Genomic DNA, 17,688 nt, shown 5'->3' with positions numbered 1-17,688 from the left:
CAATTTGCTTGTCAGAAACCCGCTGGCACCCCCCAGTCATCCCGGGTCCGCGTAGCGGAGCCCGGGATCCAGAAACACAAGTGGTGCAGGACTTTACACTGTCAGCGGCTCTAGATTGCACGCCTCTGGCGCGGCCCTCCGGGTCCGGGCTCGCCTGTGGCGACCCGGAATGACGGTGTGGTGTCATATGCGATCGCCCTGCCTGGAAGGAGAGGGGACCCGAGCGGCCCGCGAGATGTGCGAGTATCGCAGACGGAGACGCTTTGGGCGTTCGGGAAACGCAGATGTGGCCCGTCCATCCCTGGCGCGGGGGAGACAGGTGCTCCATCTAGGCTGTCAGCCAAAACCGGAGCCCGCACATGACCGCACGCCTGTTCGAGCCTCTGTCTCTCGATGGCCTGACGCTGCCCAACCGCATCATCGTCGCCCCCATGTGCCAGTATTCGGCCCATGCGGGCCAAGCCGGCGACTGGCACCTGATGCATCTGGGGCAGCTCGCCATGTCGGGCGCGGGCCTGCTGACGCTGGAGGCCACCGCGATCTCGCCGGAGGCGCGGATCTCGCCCACCGATCTCGGCCTCTATTCGGACGAGACCGAACTGGCGCTGGGCCGGGTGCTCGATGCGGTGCGGCTCCGTGCGCCGATCCCCATCGCGATCCAGATCAACCATGCCGGTCGCAAGGCCTCGAGCCGCGCCCCCTGGGACGGCGGCTCGCAGATCGAGCCGGAGATGCCGGACGGCTGGCGCACGGAGGCGCCGTCAGCCATCGCCCATGGTGAGGGCGAGGTGCCGCCCCACGCCCTCGACGCGGAGGGGCTGAAGCGCATCCGCGACGGGTTCGTGGAGACGGCCAAGCGCGCGTTGCGCATCGGGATCGACGGGTTCGAACTCCACGGCGCCCATGGCTACCTGCTGCACCAGTTCCTCTCGCCGCTCTCCAACAGCCGTACGGATGCCTATGGCGGCAGCCTCGCGAACCGGATGCGCTTTCCGCTGGAATGTTTCGAGGCGGTGCGCGAGGTCGTGCCGGCGGGCCAGCCGGTCTGGATGCGGGTCTCGGCCACCGATTGGGTCGAGGGCGGCTGGACGCTCGACGAGACCGTGGAACTGGCCCATGCGCTGAAGCGGCGCGGTTCGGCGGCGATCCACGTCTCCACCGGCGGCCTCTCCACGCGCCAGGAGATCCCGCTCTCGCCCGGCTATCAGGTTCCCTTCGCCGAGCGGGTAAAGGCCGAGACCGGGCTCACCACCATCGCGGTCGGCCTCATCACCGAGGCGGCCCATGCGGAATCGATCCTGGCCGAGGGCAAGGCCGATGCGGTCTCGCTCGCCCGCGCCATGCTGTACGATCCGCGCTGGCCGTGGCATGCGGCGGCCGAGCTCGGCGCCCAGGTGAGTGCGCCCAAGCAGTACTGGCGCTGCCAGCCGCGCCAGTTCAAGACCCTGTTCCGCGATACCCAGTTCGGGCAACGCTGACCCGATTTCAGGCAAAGACCATGGACGACGACATCACGACGATCACGGTGCAGCGCGTCCGCTACGACGAGGAGAACGGCATCAGCCTGATCTCCGGCGCGGACGACGAAGAGGAGCCGGCCGGCTACTTCATCATCCAGATCGAGAAGGGCGACCCGGACGGGCCGCTCATCGAGATTTTCGGCGAAGACCTCACCCAGTCCGACGGGGTGACGGCCTTGGAGATCGGCGTACGCCACCTGCTCTTCAGCTTCGAGCCGACGAGCCTCATCGGGGCGGAGATGCCGATGGTGCGGATCGAATCGATGACGGAGATCGCCGAACTCGCCAAGGCGCGGCTCAGGGTCGCCTTCGGCAAGCGGGCTCGGCTGGCCTGATCCGGCCGCCCTATTTCGCCACCGCCCCCACCAGCGGCCCCAGCGGCCGGCTGATGTCGGAGCGGTTGATGCCCGGCGCGTAGAGGCTGGACACGCTGCCGTCGAGGAACAGCGCGTTGGCGCAGCCGAGCGTGTCCTTGAACAGGCGGGCGAAGGAACCGAAGGTCACGGGGCGCTCGGAAATCGCGAAGATGGCGGTGCGGCCGTCGTCGCGGACGCCGACGCCGTTGCGGATCTTCTGGCTCGGCCCGTCGGTGGAGATCTTCGGATGGATCTTGCCGTCGATCACCAGCATCGGCCCCGATTGGGTGGCGAAATCCGGCTTGATCTTCTGGCGCAGGTAGCGGGCCGTCTCGGCGACGCCAGCGCGCTCGCCTTTCACGTAGAAGATGCCATTGGGCTTGAGATGAAAGTTGCCCGGCCCGTTGGCGGTGGAGACGCCCTTCATCTCGCGGCCCTCCTCCACATAGAGGCCGACCGGCGCCTGGCCCTTGTCGTACATGCCGCCATTCATGGCGAAGCTGAGCTTCGGCCCGATCTTCTCGCCCAGCGTCGACAGCGACGAATAGGGCAGGCCGTCGGCGCCGAGCCAGAACACCCGCACCCGCTCGCGGCGCAGATCCACCGTACAGATCGTGAAGGTCTCGCCCTCCGACTGCACCGCCTTACACGAAGAGGGTGTGGCGGGCGCGGCCCCGGCGGGCAGGGGAGCGAGTCCGGCCGAGCCCCCAAGAAGCATGGCTCCGGCAAAGGCTCGGGCAACAGCACGGGCAAGGTTGGGTCGCGTTGACGTCATCGGTGAATCCCGGGGCGAACGAACCGTCCGCCGTCCCATGCGGACGGCGTGGCGCGGGGTGTCCTCGCCCGAAACCGGAGGCGTTTTCAAGGCGTGACGGTCGCCCGTCTCACCGAGCTGTGATCGGCACGGCCGGTGCGGGACAAAATGCGCCATGAACCCTTTGCGGAGCCGGGGCGTTCTGCAACCACTGGGGACAAGAACCTGTCTTTGGAGACAAGACGATGAAACGCATTGTTCTGGCAGCGACCGCGATGGTCGGCGCTCTGGCGATGATCCCGGCGACGGCGGAAGCCCGTGGCTGGGGCGGCCATGGCGGCGGATTCGGCCATGGTGGCGGGTTTGGCCATGGCGGCTTCGGACGCGGTGGATTCGCCCATGGCGGCTTCGGCCGCGGGGGCTTCGGTCACGGCGGCTTCGGCGGCTATCGCGGCGGCTTCCGGAGCGCGGGCTTCGGCTATCGCGGCGGCTGGGGTGGGCATCGCGGCTACGGCTGGCGCGGCGGTTACGGCCGTGGCTACGGCTACGGCCTCGGCGGTCTCGGCCTCGGTGTGGGCCTCGGCCTCGCCGCTGGCGGGCTCTATGGCGGCTACGGTGGCTATGGCGGATACCCGGCCTACGGGTATGGTTACGCCCCGGCCGCTTATGGCGGATACGGCGGTTACGGTGGCGAATGCTACACCGTCCCGCGCACCCGCTGGACTCCCTACGGACCTCGCCGGGTCCTGGTCGAGCGCTGCTACTGAGCCGGTCTCGTTCGAGATGACTTCAATAGGAAAGGGACCGCCTCGGCGGTCCCTTTTTCGTTGCCCCCTCGGCCAACCCATACGCTATCGCCGGCCTCGCTCGTCCTTGCGCATCGGCATGGCATCGATAGTGGAAAACAGGCGGGGGGCCGGGATCGGGGCGGCTTCGACGAGCTTCGCATCGCCGTCCTTGCCCACCAGCACGACACGGAAGTCCCGCTCCCCAATCCCGAAGCGGTTGCGGATGCTTTTGGCCTCGGCGCCTGTCCCGATCGCCTCCACCACGACGAGGTCGCGCTCCGCGTAATCCGCCCGTCGCGCCCGCGCCTCGCGTCTCTGCGCCTCGATTCGCGGATCTTCACCGTCCGGAGCGACGATGACCAGAACGCGCGACGTCCAGCGATGGGCGGCGAGGGGATCTTCGGCGAGTGCCTGCGACGCAAGGCCGGACATGGCAGCGATACTGGCGAGGAGAAGCGGGCGGGCCATCGGGGTATACCGATCGGGGTGACGGGCATGTGCCCATGGGCGTCAACGCCGCTCGGCGCAGGCGGTGCCCCGGCCCTGCGACGGGAACACCTCGAGCCAGATCGGCCTTGTCGAAATGTCCCTCGATTCCCGCACGCCCGTTCAGCGGATTCGTCATCACAACCGGAGCGTCAGATCATGGTCGCCGTGAACCGCAGCATCGTCCTCGCCTCCCGTCCGCACGGAGAGCCGACCGCCGCGCATTTCCGGCTCGAGGAGAGCCGCACTCCGACGCCAGGGGAGGGGGAAGTGCTGCTGCGCAACCGCCTCCTTTCCCTCGATCCCTACATGCGCGGGCGGATGAGCGCGGCGAAATCCTATGCCGAGCCTGTCGCCATCGGCGCACCCATGGTCGGGGCCACCGTATCGGAGGTGGTGGCCTCGCGGCATCCGGATTTCCACGAGGGCGACGTGGTGACCGCCTTCGGGGGCTGGCAGGATTTCGCGGTCGCCAAAGGACAGGGGCTGCGCAAGCTCGATCCCGAGGCGGCGCCGGTCAGCACGGCGCTCGGCGTCCTCGGGATGCCGGGCATGACCGCCTATACCGGCCTCCTCACCATCGGGCAGCCGAAGGCGGGCGAGACCGTGGTGGTCGCCGCCGCCGCCGGGCCGGTGGGCTCCCTCGTCGGCCAGATCGCCAAGCTGAAGGGCGCGCGCGCCGTCGGCATCGCGGGCGGTCCTGAGAAATGCGCCTACCTCACCGACGTGCTCGGCTTCGACGCGGCGGTCGATCACCGCACCGACGACCTGCCCGGCGCGCTGGCCGCCGCCTGTCCCGACGGGATCGACGTGTATTTCGAGAATGTCGGCGGCGCGGTCTTCGACGCCGTACTGCCGCTCCTCAACGACTTCGCCCGCATCCCGGTCTGCGGCCTCGTCTCGGGCTACAACCTCACCGAATTGCCTTCGGGGCCGGACCGCAGCCCCGTCATCATGCGCGCCATCCTGACCAAGCGCCTGACCCTGCGCGGCTTCATCGTTTGGGATTTCGCCGACCAGGAGGAGGAGTTCCTGAGCGAGGTCGGAACCTGGCTGAGAGAAGGGCGAATCCAGCATCGGGAAGACATCGTCGATGGACTGGAGGCGGCGCCGGAGGCCTTCATCGGGCTGCTGAAGGGCCGGAATTTCGGCAAGATGCTGGTGCGGATCGCGTGACCAGCAAGTGCGCGATCCTTGCGCGCCAAAACGAACAAAGATAGAACATCGACCTGTGATCGGTGGGGACAAATTCGCCCTCCCGATTGCGGGCCGCCTGTCCGAAGTTCATGAAGGGCGAACGGGACGGACGGCGTATGAGGCCCTTCCGTCAGTGAGATCGATCGAGAGGAGAGCGGCATGGCCGGCAGCGTCAACAAGGTGATTTTGGTGGGCAATCTCGGGCGCGACCCCGAGACCCGGCGCCTCGCCTCCGGCGATCCCGTGGTCAACCTGCGCATCGCCACGTCCGAATCCTGGAAGGACAAAGCGTCGGGCGAGCGCAAGGAAAAGACCGAGTGGCACTCGGTGGTGATCTACAACGAGAACCTCGCCCGTGTGGCCGAGCAATACCTGCGCAAGGGCTCGAAGGTCTATATCGAGGGCCAGCTCCAGACCCGGAAATGGGCGGACCAGTCCGGCGTCGAGAAATACACCACCGAGGTGGTGCTCCAGCGCTTCCGCGGTGAACTCACGCTCCTCGACGGTCGCAGCGGCGGTGGAGAGATGGGCGCCGACGACGAGGGCGGCGGCCAGATCAGCCGTGGCGGCGATTACGGCGGCGGCCGTGGCGGGGATCGCGGGGGAGACCGGGGCGGCGATCGCGGCGGGGAATACGGCGGCGGCCGTTCCTCGGGCGGCGAGCGTCGGCCGGCGGCGGCTTCGTCGAAGCCCAATTACGACCTCGACGACGATATCCCGTTCTAGGGATCTGCCGTTCCCGTCCTCGGCATCCGACGGACGGGAAGCTAGGCGTATCGGCCTCCACCCGGCCCGCTCACGGCGACGATAGTCACATATCTCGCGGGCAGCGCGGGTCCCCTCTCCTGGAAGGAGAGGGACAGGGTGAGGTGTGTGACCTTTCCGGAGATGGACCATACCTCACCCCAGCCCTCTCCTTCCAGGAGAGGGAGTGCTGTCGCGCCTCATATCGACCGCTCGTGAACCGGGGAACAGACGTCGAGCAGCTCGATAAATTCAACAGACGCTCACTGAAGCGGACGGACGGGCGCCCCGATAGCGAACAGGCATCAGGCGTCGGGTTGGGACGGCCCGAGCCGCACCATCTCCGATGCGACCTCCAGCAGGGTTTCCCCGGTCAGATCCGGTGCCTCGAGGGCAGGTGAGTACGGCACGCCACGAGCGACATAGCCTGTCATGAGGCCGGCGACCCTGGCACCGTGGAGGTCCCAGGGGTGGGTCGCGATCAAGGCCATCTCGCCCGGAGCGAGGCCGGCGGCCCGCGCGGCATGGCGGTAGACCTCGGGGCGCGGCTTCGAAAGCTTCACCTCTTCGATGGAGAAAACCCGCTCGACGAGCCCCTCCATACCGGCCGCGCCGAGCAGTCCCTTCGTGGTCGCGGCTGCTCCGTTGCTCAGTGCGAAGACCCGGATGCCGGCATCGGCCAGAACCTCGAATGCCGCTTTGGCGTCCTCGTGCGGCGGAAGGGCCTTCATCATGCCGAGCAAAGCCGTCTTGTCCTCCGGCGAGGCGGAGAGGCCATGCATGGCGAGCACCTCGTCCAGGCACCCCGACAGCACGGACTGGAACGGCGCAAAGGTGCCGGTGGCCGCCAGGGCGAACATGTCCCGCAGGCCGGCGGTGTAGAGGAAGTCCAGGGCGAGGGGCGGCAAGCCCATTGCCACCAGGGCGGGCCGCATCGGCTCCATGCTGAACACGGTGCCGATGATGTCGAAAGCGACGGCTTTCGGGCGAACGAGCATGACTTTGCCCCTGTCGATGGATGCGGCGGGATCGATGGCGTCGGGTAACCGGCCCAGCGGTCTGTGAGTTCACACGAACCGTGCCTTCGTGCTTCCATGGGCTCGATCGAGCAGGGGAGGCGAATCGATGCGCGTCATGGTTCTGGTCAAGGCGACCACAGACAGCGAGGCGGGGATCATGCCGTCCCTCGACCTGCTCACCGCCATGGGCGAGTTCAACATGGAACTCGCCAAGGCGGGCATCCTCCTCGCCGGCGAGGGCCTGCACCCCTCCGCCAAGGGCAAGCGTGTCGCCTTCGACGGTGCCTCCCGCACCGTCAGCGACGGCCCCTTCGCCGCGACCGGGGAACTGGTCGCCGGCTTCTGGCTCTGGCAGGTGAAGGACATGGAGGAAGCGCTGGACTGGGTGAAGCGCTGTCCCAACCCGATGCCCGGCCCGAGCGAGATCGAGATCCGGCCGCTCTACGAGATGTCCGATTTCGCGGGCGCTGCGGCGAGGTGAGGAGCAAGACGCTCCGCCCCCACCATTCTAGGCGACCTCGCGATACTCCCACATGGGCCCCGGATCGGGTTCCACCGCGCCTCCACCCATCCGGGGAAGCGGCCGGGAAACAACCGGTGCTCATGCGCTGAAATCGGCGTCGCAAGCGCTTGCGACGCATGGGGTTTGTCGATGTCGTCGCGACATGTCCGGCGGTGGCGCAGCGGCACCGGATGGCGTATGAAGGACGTCCGAGCCAGGACGTGACGCGGCCGGCCTTTTCGAGGCCACGCGGAACGCCCCGCCCCCCACTTTCCGTAGCGCCCGTCGCTCCACGCGGACCCGGCCCGCCGGGACCGTCACAGGCAGAGATCGAAGACCTTGGCAGAGAAAGACGATACCGGCGCCGGCGCGACGCCGCCCGCCTCGGACATCAAGCCCGTTTCCATCACCGACGAGATGCGCCGCTCCTATCTCGATTACGCGATGAGCGTGATCGTGAGCCGGGCGCTGCCCGATGCGCGGGACGGCCTGAAGCCGGTGCACCGGCGCATCCTCTACTCGGCCTATGAGAGCGGGCACCTGCCCGAGCGGAAATACGTCAAGTCGGCCCGCATCGTCGGCGACGTGATCGGTCTCTACCATCCGCATGGCGACCAATCGATCTACGACGCCTTGGTCCGCATGGCCCAGGACTTCTCGATGCGGCTCATGCTCATCGACGGGCAGGGCAATTTCGGCTCCGTGGACGGCGATCCGCCGGCGGCCATGCGCTACACCGAGTCGCGTCTGGCCAAGCCCGCCAACGCGTTGCTCGCCGATATCGACAAGAACACCGTCGACTTCCAGCCGAACTACGACGAGTCGCGCGAGGAGCCGAAGGTTCTGCCGGCGCGCTTCCCCAACCTCCTCGTCAACGGAGCGGGCGGCATCGCGGTGGGCATGGCCACCAACATCCCGCCGCACAATCTCGGCGAGCTCATCGACGCCTGCATCGCCCTCATCGACGAGCCGGGCCTGACGATCGAGCAGCTGACCGAATACGTCCCCGGCCCCGACTTCCCCACCGGCGGCTCGATCCTCGGCCGCGCCGGCGTGCGGCAGGCCTACGCCACGGGCCGCGGCTCGGTCATCATGCGGGCGAAGTCCCATGTGGAAGAGCTTCGCAAGGAGCGCGAAGCGCTGATCTTCACCGAGATCCCGTATCAGGTGAACAAGGCGACTCTCATGGAGAAGATCGCCGAGCTGGTGAAGGAGAAGCGGGTCGAGGGCATCTCCGACCTGCGCGACGAATCCGACCGCGACGGCATGCGCATCGTCATCGAGATCAAGCGCGATTCGATGGCCGACGTGGTGCTGAACCAGCTCTACCGCTTCACGCCGCTGCAATCCTCGTTCGGCTGCAACATGGTGGCGCTGAACGGCGGCCGCCCCGAACTGATGAACCTGAAGGACCTGCTCACGGCCTTCGTCGACTTCCGCGAGGAGGTCGTCTCGCGGCGGACCAAGTTCCTGCTCGGCAAAGCCCGCGAGCGCGCCCACGTCCTGTGCGGCCTCGCCATCGCGGTGGCCAATATCGACGAGGTCATCCGCCTCATCCGCACCTCGCCCGATCCGAACACCGCCCGCGAGGCGCTGATGGGCCGCCATTGGCCGGCCCTCGACATCGCGCCGCTCATCGCCCTGGTGGACGACCCGCGCCACCGCGTGGACGAGAACGGCAATTACCGTCTCTCGGAGATCCAGGCCCGCGCCATCCTCGACCTGCGCCTGCAGCGCCTCACGGCTCTCGGCCGCGACGAGATCGGTGACGAACTCCAGAAGCTCGCCGACGAGATCGCCGATTACCTCGATATCCTGCGCTCGCGCTTGCGCATCATGACCATCGTCAAGGACGAACTGCGCGAAGTCCGCGAAGCCTACGCGACACCGCGCAAGACCATGATCCTCGACTGGGATTCGAACGTCGAGGACGAGGACCTGATCCAGCGCGAGGACATGGTCGTCACCGTGTCCCATGCCGGCTACGTCAAGCGCGTGCCGCTCTCGACCTACCGGGCCCAGCGCAGGGGCGGCAAGGGCCGCTCGGGCATGTCCACCCGCGACGAGGATTTCGTCACCCGCCTGTTCGTCGCCAGCACGCACACGCCGGTCCTGTTCTTCTCGAACCAGGGGCAGGTCTACAAGGAGAAGGTCTGGCGCCTGCCGATGGCCGCCCCCAATGCGCGCGGCAAGGCGCTGGTCAACATCCTCGCCATGGATGCGGGCACGGAGCGCATCACCACGATCATGCCGCTGCCCGAGGACGAAGCCTCCTGGGAGACGCTCGACGTCATGTTCGCCACCGCCAGCGGCGGCGTGAGGCGCAACAAGCTCTCGGATTTCGTGCAGGTGAACCGCGCCGGCAAGATCGCCATGAAGCTCGATGAGGGCGACCACATCGTCCACGTGGAGATCTGCCGCGCCGACCAGAACGTCCTGCTCACCACGCAAGCCGGCCAGTGCATCCGCTTCCCCGTCGAGGATGTCCGCGTCTTCAAGGGCCGCGATTCCACCGGCGTGCGCGGCATCAGCCTGGCGCAGGACGACCGCGTCATCTCGATGACGATCCTCAACAGCTTCGATGCGACGCCCGAGGAGCGGGGCGCCTTCCTGAAGATGCAGCGGGCCGTGATCGGTGACACCGAGGGCGGCGATGCCGATTCCGAGGACATCGCCACCGATGCACCGCTTCTCTCCCAGGAGCGCTACGCCGAAATGGGCGCGGCCCAGCAATTCGTGCTCACCCTCTCCGAGCGCGGCTTCGGCAAGCGCAGCTCGTCCTTCGAGTATCGAATCTCGGGTCGCGGCGGCAAAGGCATCACCGCCATGCGGGTCAACCCGCGCAACGGCAACCTCGTCGCCTCCTTCCCGGTCCAGCCCTCCGACCAGATCATGCTGGTGACCAATGCCGGACAACTCATCCGTGTGCCGGTGGACGATATCCGTATCGTCGGCCGCGCCTCGCAGGGTGTCACGGTGTTCAACACCGAGAAGACCGAGCGCGTGGTCTCCGTCGAGCATATCGAAGGTGAAGGCGAAGGTGAGGACGATGCCGGAGAGGTGACGGCAATCGATCCCGCAGGCGACGCCACCTGAAGACGGCCCTGTTCAGGCCGGTCTGGAATCGTTCGAGACCAGTCTGAACATTGTCGCGGGGAATGCCGGTCGAGTCGCAAGACTTGGCCGGCATTCTCGTTTCGGTCACTGATCTTCGGTGTTGCAGCCAAGTCATATCCGGCGCCGCGATGCATCGATAAGTTCAGCCTCAGAGAGATATCGCTCCACGATCCGCGCCGGACCGAACGAGACGTTCGGCGCAGCGTGGAGTTGCGAAAAGGCTCTGACGTTCCGGCACTTCGCTTGGCGAATCCATAAGCCGGACGTCGTCGACCAGACTTCGAAGACCGAAACTTCGGGCGGGCGCTCCATCGGGGCATCCGCCCTTTTTCGTGCGCCGGTCCATTACGGGGAGGATTCGCTTTCGGGCCGGGCTGGTCGCGGGCGGTTCCGTTTCGAGGCGAAATGCTCTACGCCCACCGGTGATGATCCGCACCGCGCTCTACGCTGGCTCTTTCGATCCGGTCACGAACGGACACCTCGACGTCATCCGTCAGGCATGCCGGCTCGTGCAGCACCTGGTGATCGCCATCGGCGTGCATCCGGGCAAGGCCCCCATGTTCTCGCCCGAGGAACGCGCGGATCTGCTGCGGGCGACCTGCGCCCCCCTGGCGGAGGCCGAAGGCGCCAGCCTCGACATCGTCACCTTCGACGATCTGGCGGTGTCGGCCGCACGGCGCTCGGGCGCCAGCATCTTCATCCGCGGCCTGCGCGACGGCACGGATCTCGACTACGAGATGCAACTCGCCGGCATGAACGGCGCCATGGCGCCGGAGGTGCAGACCGTGTTCCTGCCCGCCTCCACCGGCGTTCGGCCGATCACCGCCACCCTGGTGCGCCAGATCGCGGCCATGCGCGGCGATGTCTCGCCCTTCGTTCCTCCCCTCGTGGCGGAACGGCTCGCCGCGCGCTTCACGCAAGCCTGATCCCTTCCATCCCCCTCTTTCAACGGACCGGAGACCGCCCCCTCATGACTCATCGGACCCTCCATCGGCGGACCGCCTTCCTGTCCCTGGCCCTCGCCGCCATGATCGGGTTCGCGCCCGTGGCACGGGCCGCCGACGACAACACGGTCTATCTCGACACCAAGGATGGCCGCGTCACCATCGAGCTGCGCCCCGATCTCGCGCCGCAGCACGTGGCCCAGCTCAAGACCCTCATCAAGAAGGGCTTCTATGACGGGCTGAAGTTCCATCGCGTCATGGACGGGTTCATGGCCCAGACCGGCGACCCGAAGGGCAACGGCACCGGCGGTTCGTCCCTGCCGAACATCCCCGCCGAATTCTCGCAATCGCCGTTCCGGCGCGGCACGCTCGGCATGGCCCGCTCGTCGGATCCGAACTCGGCGAACTCGCAGTTCTTCATCTGCCTCGGCGATGCACCGTTCCTGAACGGGCAGTACACCGTTATCGGGCTCGTCTCCTCCGGCATGGACGTCGTCGACAAGATCAAGAAGGCCGCCGCGGGCGCTCCGGGCGGCGCGGTCCAAAACCCCGACAAGATCGTGAAGATGCAGATGGCCCAAGGCGCGAAATGAGCGGAGGCGCGACAGTGAGGCGCCCGACGCGCCTCGCCGTCGTCGCGTCGGCGGTCGCCATCCCGTTCGCGGCGGCTTTTGCAGGAGCCGCCCTGGCAGCGTCCGGCCTGCCCCTGACGCCGCCCGCGTCCCTACGCTCCACGGTGCAGGCCCCGGAGGGCGGCATCGCAACGAGTCCGGCTAACACGCTTCAAGAGCTCTACCCCCGACTCGCGGCCTGCTGGGAGATACCGCAGGGCCTCGCCGGCTTCCCGCGTACCGAGATCACCGCCCGTTTCGCGCTCCGCCGCGACGGGTCCGTCATCGGCGAGCCTCGCATCACCTTCTCGATGCAGAATGCCGATCAGCGCGGCAGGGATATCCTGACCCGCTCGACCCTCGACGCGATCCGGCGCTGCACGCCGGTCGCGATCACGCCGGCGCTCGGCGCCGCCATCGCGGGGCGCCCGATCGCCCTGCGATTCATCTACCAAGGTCCCCAGGGACAAGGAGTCTGACCCCATGGCCGATACCGAAACCCTCATCCTCGAAACCACCAAGGGCCGCGTCGTCATCGGGCTGCGCCCGGATCTCGCCCCCAACCATGTCGAGCGTCTCAAGACGCTGGCGGGACAGGGATTCTACGACGGCGTGCCGTTCCACCGCGTCATCGACGGGTTCATGGCCCAGACCGGCGACCCGACGGGCACCGGCTCGGGCGGTTCCGACCTGCCGGACCTGAAGGCCGAGTTCAACGACGAGCCGCATGTGCGCGGCACTTGCTCCATGGCCCGCACCAACTTCCCGCATTCGGCCAATTCGCAGTTCTTCCTCTGCTTCGGCGATGCCCGCTTCCTCGACAAGCAGTACACGGTCTGGGGCAAGGTGACCGAAGGCATGGACGTGGTGGACAGCCTCAACAAGGGCGAGCCGCCCCGCTCGCCGGACAAGATCGTCAAGGCCACGGTCGGCACCGCCTGAGCCGACCGGCCTTTCAATGAAAAGGGCGTCCGCGCGTGACCCGCGCGGACGCCCTTTCTCGTTTGTGGGGCCCAGCTCCGCGCGTTACATGAAAACGGCGATTTTCCTGTAACGCGGGTACGAGCCATGCCGTCCATCGATGCCGCCGCGCAGACGGTCTTCGCCGATCTCAATCAGCGCTGCGCCGATGCGGAGTTCGACCGCGACTTTCCCGAGAACGGCAAGTTCATCAGGCGCACCATCAAGGCGCGCGAATACTGGTACTATCAGGGCTACGATGCCGCCACCGGCACGAAGTCCAACCGCTATGTCGGCACCGTAGCGGATTCCGAGACCACGCGGCGGATCGAGCCCCATGACCGCCAGCGGGTCGATTACCGCACCCGTATCGACGCGGTTCGCATGTTGCGGAGCGCCGGGTTTCCGACCGCGGACGCCCTGACGGGCCGGGTCGTCGAACGTCTGGCGCAGGCAGGCTTCTTTCGGCTGCGTGGGGTCCTGGTCGGCACGGTGGCGTTCCAGACCTATCCGGGCCTTGTCGGGGAGCGCCCGATGAGAGCGCTCAGGACCGGCGACATCGATCTCGCACAGGATTACGGCATCTCGGTCGCGATCGGAGAGAGCATGCCTCCCGTTCACGAGGAACTTCAGGCCGTAGATGCGAGCTTCCGTCCGGTGCCGAACCTGTCGCGGCCGGACCGCACGAGCGCTTTCGCGAACGCCAATGGGTTTCGGGTGGAGTTTCTCGTGTCGAACCGTGGCTCGGACGATCTGACCGGCGCGCTCGTCCCGATGCCGGCCCTCGACGGTGTCAGCGCCCAGCCGCTTCGCTGTCGCGATTTCCTCATCAGAGACCCTGTTCGCTCGACGCTGCTCCATGCCGGCGGGATCTCCGTCACGGTGCCTGCTCCAGAGCGCTACGCCGTTCACAAACTCATCGTGGCGAACGAGCGGACCGAGCGTGAGAAACAGGCGAAGGACCTAACTCAGGCAGGCTTCCTGATCGCGGCCCTGGCCAGGAACCAGCCCGTTGCCCTGGCAGCCTCCTGGGTCGAGGCGTGGAACCGAGGTCCCTCCTGGCGCCGTCACCTAGAAACAGGCGTCGCACGCCTCGACGAGACCGGGCGCATCGCCATCACGCAAGCCGTCTGCGCGCATGGCGGAATGCTGGGCTACGAGCCGACGCATGTCGGGTTTCCCGCATCTTCTCTGTAGCGGTCACCGATCGGAGTGACGAAGCAACGCCTCCGCCAGCGCCAGATCCTCCGGCGTGTTGATGTTCAGGAATGGGTCGAGCGGTTCCGCCGGCCAGTCGACGGCCAGGGCATTGTGGCGGCGGAGGAACGCGCCGACGCGCCGCTCGCCGCGTTCCACCAGGGCCGTCCGAAGATCCTCGCGCAGGGACACCGCCCAGAGCGCCACGGTGAAATGCTCCCGCCCGGCCGACGAGGCCATGGCGATGGGAGAGCCGGACATCCCGATCCGGAGGCGGTCCACCAGGTCGAGGGGCAGGAACGGCGCGTCGCCCGTGACGCTGGCGACATGGGTAGCGGAGGGGTGGCGCGCGGCCGCGTGGTCGAGGGCGGCGAGGATTCCCGCGAGCGGCCCCGGATGGTCGGGCACCCCGTCCGGTACGATCGGGCCGGGGAATTCCGGGAACCGGGCCGGGTCGCCATTGGCGTTGAGGACGATGCCGAGACCGCATTGAGGCGCGAACCGTTCCACCACCCGGTCGACGAGGGTGCGGCCCGCCAGAATTCTCAGCGGCTTGTCGCCGCCGCCCATCCGGCGGGACAGGCCGCCGGCCAGGATCACGCCGAGCACGGGCTCCACGCCGGGCTACTCGATGACGATGCGCGGCGCGGCGCGGGGGGCCGGCCCGCCGGTGAGGTTGGCCCAGAGCTGCGCGGCGATACCGCGATAGACCTTCGCGTGCGGCCCGTCCGGGTCCACCGCCACCACGGGCCGGCCGGAATCGGAGGTCTCGCGGATGGTCATGTCGAGGGGGACCTCGCCGAGGAACGGCACGTCGAGCCGCGCCGCCTCTTCGCGGGCGCCGCCATGGCCGAAGATGTGCGAGGCATGACCGCAATTCGGGCAGATGAAGGTCGCCATGTTCTCGATGACGCCGAGGATCGGCACCGAGACCTTGCGGAACATCGTCACCCCGCGCCGCGCATCGATCAGCGCGAGATCCTGCGGCGTCGACACGATGACGGCCCCGGAAAGCGGCGTCGCCTGGGCCATGGTGAGCTGGGCGTCGCCGGTACCGGGCGGCATGTCGACCACGAGGATGTCGAGCTCGCCCCAGGCGACCTCGCGCAGCATCTGGGTGATGGCCGACTGCACCATCGGGCCGCGCCAGATCATCGCCGTCTCGGGCTCGATCAGGAAGCCGATGGACATCACCTTGATGCCGTAGCCGTCCATGGGCGCGAGCAGGCGCTCCTCGATCACCTTCGGCTTGCCGGACAGGCCGAACAGCTTGGGCACCGAGGGGCCGTAGATGTCGGCATCGAGCAGCCCGACCTTCAGCCCCTGCGCTGAAAGAGCGAGGGCGAGGTTGCAGGCGGTGGTGGACTTGCCGACGCCGCCCTTGCCGGAGGCGACGGCCACGATGTGGCGCACGCCGGGCAAGGCGGGGCCGGTGCGGGGAGGGGCGGGCCGGCCCGGCTGAGGCGGTTGCGGTGCCGCGGCCTGGGTCGGCGGGGCGGGCTGGTTCGGCCCGCGCTCCGAAGTGAGGCTGGCGAAGACGCCGGAGACGCCCGCCATGGCCAGGACGGTGCCCTCGGCCTTGCGCCGGACCGGCTCGAAACGCTCAGCCTCGCTGGGGTCGATCAGGATCGAGAACATGACCCGGTTGGTGGGGTCGACCACCACCTGGGACAGGCGGCCCGATGCGGGCAGCGTGGTCCCGCCGGCATCGACGGTGACGGCGGACAGCGCCTTGAGCACGTCGTCGCGAGTGATGGCCAAGATGTTTCTCCAGGCAAGACTAAGGGGCGGGCGGCCCGAACGTTACCTTGCATGTAACCGACGGCAATCAGAACGCCAGACCCGTTGCGGTCTCACCCCGCCGATATGCACGGAGCGGGCGGCTTCAGCGGCGGCGCTCGGGCGGGATGGCGATGAGGTTGCACCGCTCCATCGGGCCCCTGACCACCGACCCGTCGCCGCGCCGATACATCCCGTTGCGGAGATGGCGGCATCCGGGCGGGCCGGGGAGACGCTTCACCCGCTGGATATGGACGCTGCCGTAGCGCCGGTTCGAGAAATCGTGGCCGCCGATCCGCACGCCGGGACCGAAGCGGACTTGCGCCGCGACGGGCGCGGTGAGGAGGGGAAGGGCGCAGGCCGCACCCAGGAGCAGGTTGAGGATTCCCCGGATCGGGACGGGCAAAGACATTCTTCCTCTTCTCCGAACGGTGCTGAACCAAGCGGGCCCTGGCCCGTTGTGAGTGCAGCCTTCAGGGCCGGCCCGCGACCGGGACAGCCGTGCCCTAAGACGGACGACAGATCTTCAGGAGACCCGTTTCATGCATCAAGGCAACCACCGCGACCACGAGGGCGCGAAGAAGCTGTTCGAACTCGTCAAGGACATCAAGGTCGCGATGATGACCACGGCGGATCAGGACGGGAAGCTCTACAGCCGCCCGATGTGGAGCCAGGATACCGACGAGAACGGCGACATCTGGTTCTTCACCAAGCTCCACTCGCCCAAGACCGCTGAGATCAGCAAGGACAACCAGGTCAACCTCGCCTATTCCGACCCGTCGAGCCAGACCTACGTCTCCATCGCCGGCAAGGCCGAGATCGTCACCGATCAGGCCCTCGTCGACGAGAAGTGGAGCGAGAGCATGAAGACCTGGTTCCCCAACGGCAAGGACGACCCGGAAGTCGCGCTCATCCGCATCCACCCGGAGAAGGGCGAGTATTGGGACAGCCCCAACGCCACGGCCCTGCACATCTACGGCTACGTGAAGGCCGCCCTCACCGGCGAATCGCCCAAGACCGAGACCAAGAAGGTCGATCTCGCTTGATCCCTGTCGACGAGACGGACCACGAGGGCGGTCATCCCGAACGGGTGGCCGCCCTTCTACGTGAGGAGGCATCGAGCAGTCGCCACGGGCGCCTTCTCATGGAAGGCAGGTCGGTGGCAGACATCGATTTGCTCGATGAAAACCCATTTGTCGCCCCCCGTCATCCCGGGGCCGCGCAGCGGAGCCCGGGATCCAGAAACACAATCGGTGCACGACTTTGCACCGCCAGTGGATCTGAATCGCGCGCCGCTGGCGCGCCCTCGGGTCAGGGCTTGTCGGCAGCGATCCGGAATGGCGATGTGACGCCATCTGCAATCTCCCTGCTCGTAAGAAGAGGGAGCCTGCAGCTTACCTCGCCCTCCGGGGACACGAAAAAGCGGTCGGCGTGAGGCCCAGGCTAGACTTGGGCAAGCCGGGCAGGGGAACCGATCTAAGCTCGAGCCAACCGTAGGATCAGTTAACGATTGGCCTGCGGCGTTTCTCTCACGCCGTCATGCCGGGCCGCCGAAGGCGAGCCCGGACCCGAAGGGCTAGGCCCCAGGCATACCATCCGGAACCCGAGGCTTTGCCATGTCACCCCAGGGCGCGGCTCTGGATTCCGGGCTCCGCTGCGCGGCCCCGGAAAGACGGAGATGGGCCAGTGAACGTCATGCCATACCGCTTCGACA

19 protein-coding genes are annotated in these 17,688 nt (G+C 67.4%); 13 read left to right on the top strand and 6 right to left on the bottom strand.

The genetic code is table 11. The features are described from left to right. Positions 1-359: 359 nt before the first annotated feature. Both AC0IXR_RS10600 and AC0IXR_RS10595 read left to right on the top strand, forming a co-directional pair. A complete protein-coding gene (locus tag AC0IXR_RS10600; protein WP_471760646.1) occupies positions 360-1,478 on the top strand; it encodes an NADH:flavin oxidoreductase/NADH oxidase in 1,119 nt (372 codons plus the stop codon). 20 nt (positions 1,479-1,498) lie between these two features. Further along, a complete protein-coding gene (locus AC0IXR_RS10595) occupies positions 1,499-1,855 on the top strand; it encodes a hypothetical protein (protein ID WP_018043001.1) in 357 nt (118 codons plus the stop codon). Between the two features lie 10 nt (positions 1,856-1,865). On the opposite strand, the gene AC0IXR_RS10590 is transcribed toward AC0IXR_RS10595, so the two are convergent. Then, positions 1,866-2,594 (bottom strand): phosphodiester glycosidase family protein, encoded by a 729-nt coding sequence (locus AC0IXR_RS10590; protein ID WP_471760798.1) that lies wholly within the window; start codon positions 2,592-2,594, stop codon positions 1,866-1,868. Positions 2,595-2,875: 281 nt separating this feature from the next. Between AC0IXR_RS10590 and AC0IXR_RS10585 the strand changes: the two genes are divergently transcribed. Beyond that, positions 2,876-3,397: a hypothetical protein gene (locus AC0IXR_RS10585; protein WP_056433616.1), complete on the top strand. Its 522-nt coding sequence runs from the start codon at positions 2,876-2,878 to the stop codon at positions 3,395-3,397. An 84-nt stretch (positions 3,398-3,481) separates the two neighbouring features. On the opposite strand, the gene AC0IXR_RS10580 is transcribed toward AC0IXR_RS10585, so the two are convergent. Beyond that, entirely contained in the window at positions 3,482-3,886 is a 405-nt protein-coding gene (locus tag AC0IXR_RS10580; protein WP_056433613.1) for a DUF4174 domain-containing protein, read from the bottom strand. 177 nt (positions 3,887-4,063) lie between these two features. Between AC0IXR_RS10580 and AC0IXR_RS10575 the strand changes: the two genes are divergently transcribed. Then, positions 4,064-5,080, top strand: a complete 1,017-nt coding sequence (locus AC0IXR_RS10575; protein WP_471760645.1) for an NADP-dependent oxidoreductase — start codon at positions 4,064-4,066, stop codon at positions 5,078-5,080. Between the two features lie 180 nt (positions 5,081-5,260). Beyond that, positions 5,261-5,827 carry a single-stranded DNA-binding protein gene (ssb, locus tag AC0IXR_RS10570; RefSeq protein ID WP_207411376.1) on the top strand — a complete coding sequence of 189 codons (567 nt, stop codon included), beginning with the start codon at positions 5,261-5,263 and terminating at the stop codon, positions 5,825-5,827. Between the two features lie 323 nt (positions 5,828-6,150). Here the strand turns inward: ssb and AC0IXR_RS10565 are convergent, their stop codons facing one another. Beyond that, a complete protein-coding gene (locus AC0IXR_RS10565) occupies positions 6,151-6,843 on the bottom strand; it encodes an HAD-IA family hydrolase (protein ID WP_471760644.1) in 693 nt (230 codons plus the stop codon). 127 nt (positions 6,844-6,970) lie between these two features. Between AC0IXR_RS10565 and AC0IXR_RS10560 the strand changes: the two genes are divergently transcribed. From AC0IXR_RS10560 to AC0IXR_RS10530, 7 genes are all read left to right on the top strand, one after another. Next, positions 6,971-7,345, top strand: a complete 375-nt coding sequence (locus AC0IXR_RS10560; RefSeq protein ID WP_471760643.1) for a YciI family protein — start codon at positions 6,971-6,973, stop codon at positions 7,343-7,345. A 360-nt stretch (positions 7,346-7,705) separates the two neighbouring features. Further along, positions 7,706-10,462, top strand: coding sequence for a DNA gyrase subunit A (gene gyrA, locus AC0IXR_RS10555; RefSeq protein ID WP_056433600.1), 2,757 nt, complete (start codon positions 7,706-7,708; stop codon positions 10,460-10,462). A 446-nt stretch (positions 10,463-10,908) separates the two neighbouring features. Continuing rightward, on the top strand, positions 10,909-11,409 hold the full coding sequence (gene coaD / locus AC0IXR_RS10550; RefSeq protein ID WP_471760642.1) for a pantetheine-phosphate adenylyltransferase: 501 nt from the start codon (positions 10,909-10,911) through the stop codon (positions 11,407-11,409). A gap of 44 nt (positions 11,410-11,453) precedes the next feature. After that, complete coding sequence (locus AC0IXR_RS10545) at positions 11,454-12,020, top strand: peptidylprolyl isomerase (RefSeq protein WP_311273998.1); 567 nt, start codon at positions 11,454-11,456, stop codon at positions 12,018-12,020. 14 nt (positions 12,021-12,034) lie between these two features. Beyond that, positions 12,035-12,517: a hypothetical protein gene (locus AC0IXR_RS10540; protein WP_419952074.1), complete on the top strand. Its 483-nt coding sequence runs from the start codon at positions 12,035-12,037 to the stop codon at positions 12,515-12,517. Between the two features lie 4 nt (positions 12,518-12,521). Then, positions 12,522-12,980, top strand: coding sequence for a peptidylprolyl isomerase (locus AC0IXR_RS10535; protein ID WP_018043013.1), 459 nt, complete (start codon positions 12,522-12,524; stop codon positions 12,978-12,980). Between the two features lie 126 nt (positions 12,981-13,106). After that, positions 13,107-14,195 carry a nucleotidyltransferase family protein gene (locus AC0IXR_RS10530; RefSeq protein WP_471760641.1) on the top strand — a complete coding sequence of 363 codons (1,089 nt, stop codon included), beginning with the start codon at positions 13,107-13,109 and terminating at the stop codon, positions 14,193-14,195. Positions 14,196-14,198: 3 nt separating this feature from the next. Here the strand turns inward: AC0IXR_RS10530 and mobA are convergent, their stop codons facing one another. The 3 genes from mobA to AC0IXR_RS10515 form a co-directional block, all read right to left on the bottom strand. Next, on the bottom strand, positions 14,199-14,813 hold the full coding sequence (gene mobA, locus AC0IXR_RS10525; RefSeq protein ID WP_471760640.1) for a molybdenum cofactor guanylyltransferase MobA: 615 nt from the start codon (positions 14,811-14,813) through the stop codon (positions 14,199-14,201). A gap of 6 nt (positions 14,814-14,819) precedes the next feature. Continuing rightward, entirely contained in the window at positions 14,820-15,956 is a 1,137-nt protein-coding gene (locus tag AC0IXR_RS10520; protein WP_056433588.1) for an Mrp/NBP35 family ATP-binding protein, read from the bottom strand. Positions 15,957-16,080: 124 nt separating this feature from the next. Next, positions 16,081-16,386, bottom strand: coding sequence for a hypothetical protein (locus tag AC0IXR_RS10515; RefSeq protein ID WP_461233980.1), 306 nt, complete (start codon positions 16,384-16,386; stop codon positions 16,081-16,083). 130 nt (positions 16,387-16,516) lie between these two features. Between AC0IXR_RS10515 and AC0IXR_RS10510 the strand changes: the two genes are divergently transcribed. After that, positions 16,517-17,020, top strand: a complete 504-nt coding sequence (locus AC0IXR_RS10510; protein WP_056433585.1) for a pyridoxamine 5'-phosphate oxidase family protein — start codon at positions 16,517-16,519, stop codon at positions 17,018-17,020. Positions 17,021-17,688 lie beyond the last annotated feature (668 nt).

This window comes from Methylobacterium sp. AC832, from assembly GCF_979256025.1.
The sequence above is the reverse complement of the archived record's forward strand: the minus strand, read 5'-3'. Positions and strand labels throughout refer to the sequence as shown.

Excerpts from the sequence above, each read along its gene's own strand:
- AC0IXR_RS10600 (WP_471760646.1), top strand. The coding sequence starts at position 360 with ATGACCGCACGCCTGTTCGAGCCTCTGTCTCTCGATGGCCTGACGCTG.
- AC0IXR_RS10595 (WP_018043001.1), top strand. The coding sequence starts at position 1,499 with ATGGACGACGACATCACGACGATCACGGTGCAGCGCGTCCGCTACGAC.
- AC0IXR_RS10590 (WP_471760798.1), bottom strand. The coding sequence starts at position 2,594 with ATGCTTCTTGGGGGCTCGGCCGGACTCGCTCCCCTGCCCGCCGGGGCC.
- AC0IXR_RS10585 (WP_056433616.1), top strand. The coding sequence starts at position 2,876 with ATGAAACGCATTGTTCTGGCAGCGACCGCGATGGTCGGCGCTCTGGCG.
- AC0IXR_RS10580 (WP_056433613.1), bottom strand. The coding sequence starts at position 3,886 with ATGGCCCGCCCGCTTCTCCTCGCCAGTATCGCTGCCATGTCCGGCCTT.
- AC0IXR_RS10575 (WP_471760645.1), top strand. The coding sequence starts at position 4,064 with ATGGTCGCCGTGAACCGCAGCATCGTCCTCGCCTCCCGTCCGCACGGA.
- ssb (WP_207411376.1), top strand. The coding sequence starts at position 5,261 with ATGGCCGGCAGCGTCAACAAGGTGATTTTGGTGGGCAATCTCGGGCGC.
- AC0IXR_RS10565 (WP_471760644.1), bottom strand. The coding sequence starts at position 6,843 with ATGCTCGTTCGCCCGAAAGCCGTCGCTTTCGACATCATCGGCACCGTG.
- AC0IXR_RS10560 (WP_471760643.1), top strand. The coding sequence starts at position 6,971 with ATGCGCGTCATGGTTCTGGTCAAGGCGACCACAGACAGCGAGGCGGGG.
- coaD (WP_471760642.1), top strand. The coding sequence starts at position 10,909 with ATGATCCGCACCGCGCTCTACGCTGGCTCTTTCGATCCGGTCACGAAC.
- AC0IXR_RS10545 (WP_311273998.1), top strand. The coding sequence starts at position 11,454 with ATGACTCATCGGACCCTCCATCGGCGGACCGCCTTCCTGTCCCTGGCC.
- AC0IXR_RS10535 (WP_018043013.1), top strand. The coding sequence starts at position 12,522 with ATGGCCGATACCGAAACCCTCATCCTCGAAACCACCAAGGGCCGCGTC.
- AC0IXR_RS10530 (WP_471760641.1), top strand. The coding sequence starts at position 13,107 with ATGCCGTCCATCGATGCCGCCGCGCAGACGGTCTTCGCCGATCTCAAT.
- AC0IXR_RS10515 (WP_461233980.1), bottom strand. The coding sequence starts at position 16,386 with ATGTCTTTGCCCGTCCCGATCCGGGGAATCCTCAACCTGCTCCTGGGT.
- AC0IXR_RS10510 (WP_056433585.1), top strand. The coding sequence starts at position 16,517 with ATGCATCAAGGCAACCACCGCGACCACGAGGGCGCGAAGAAGCTGTTC.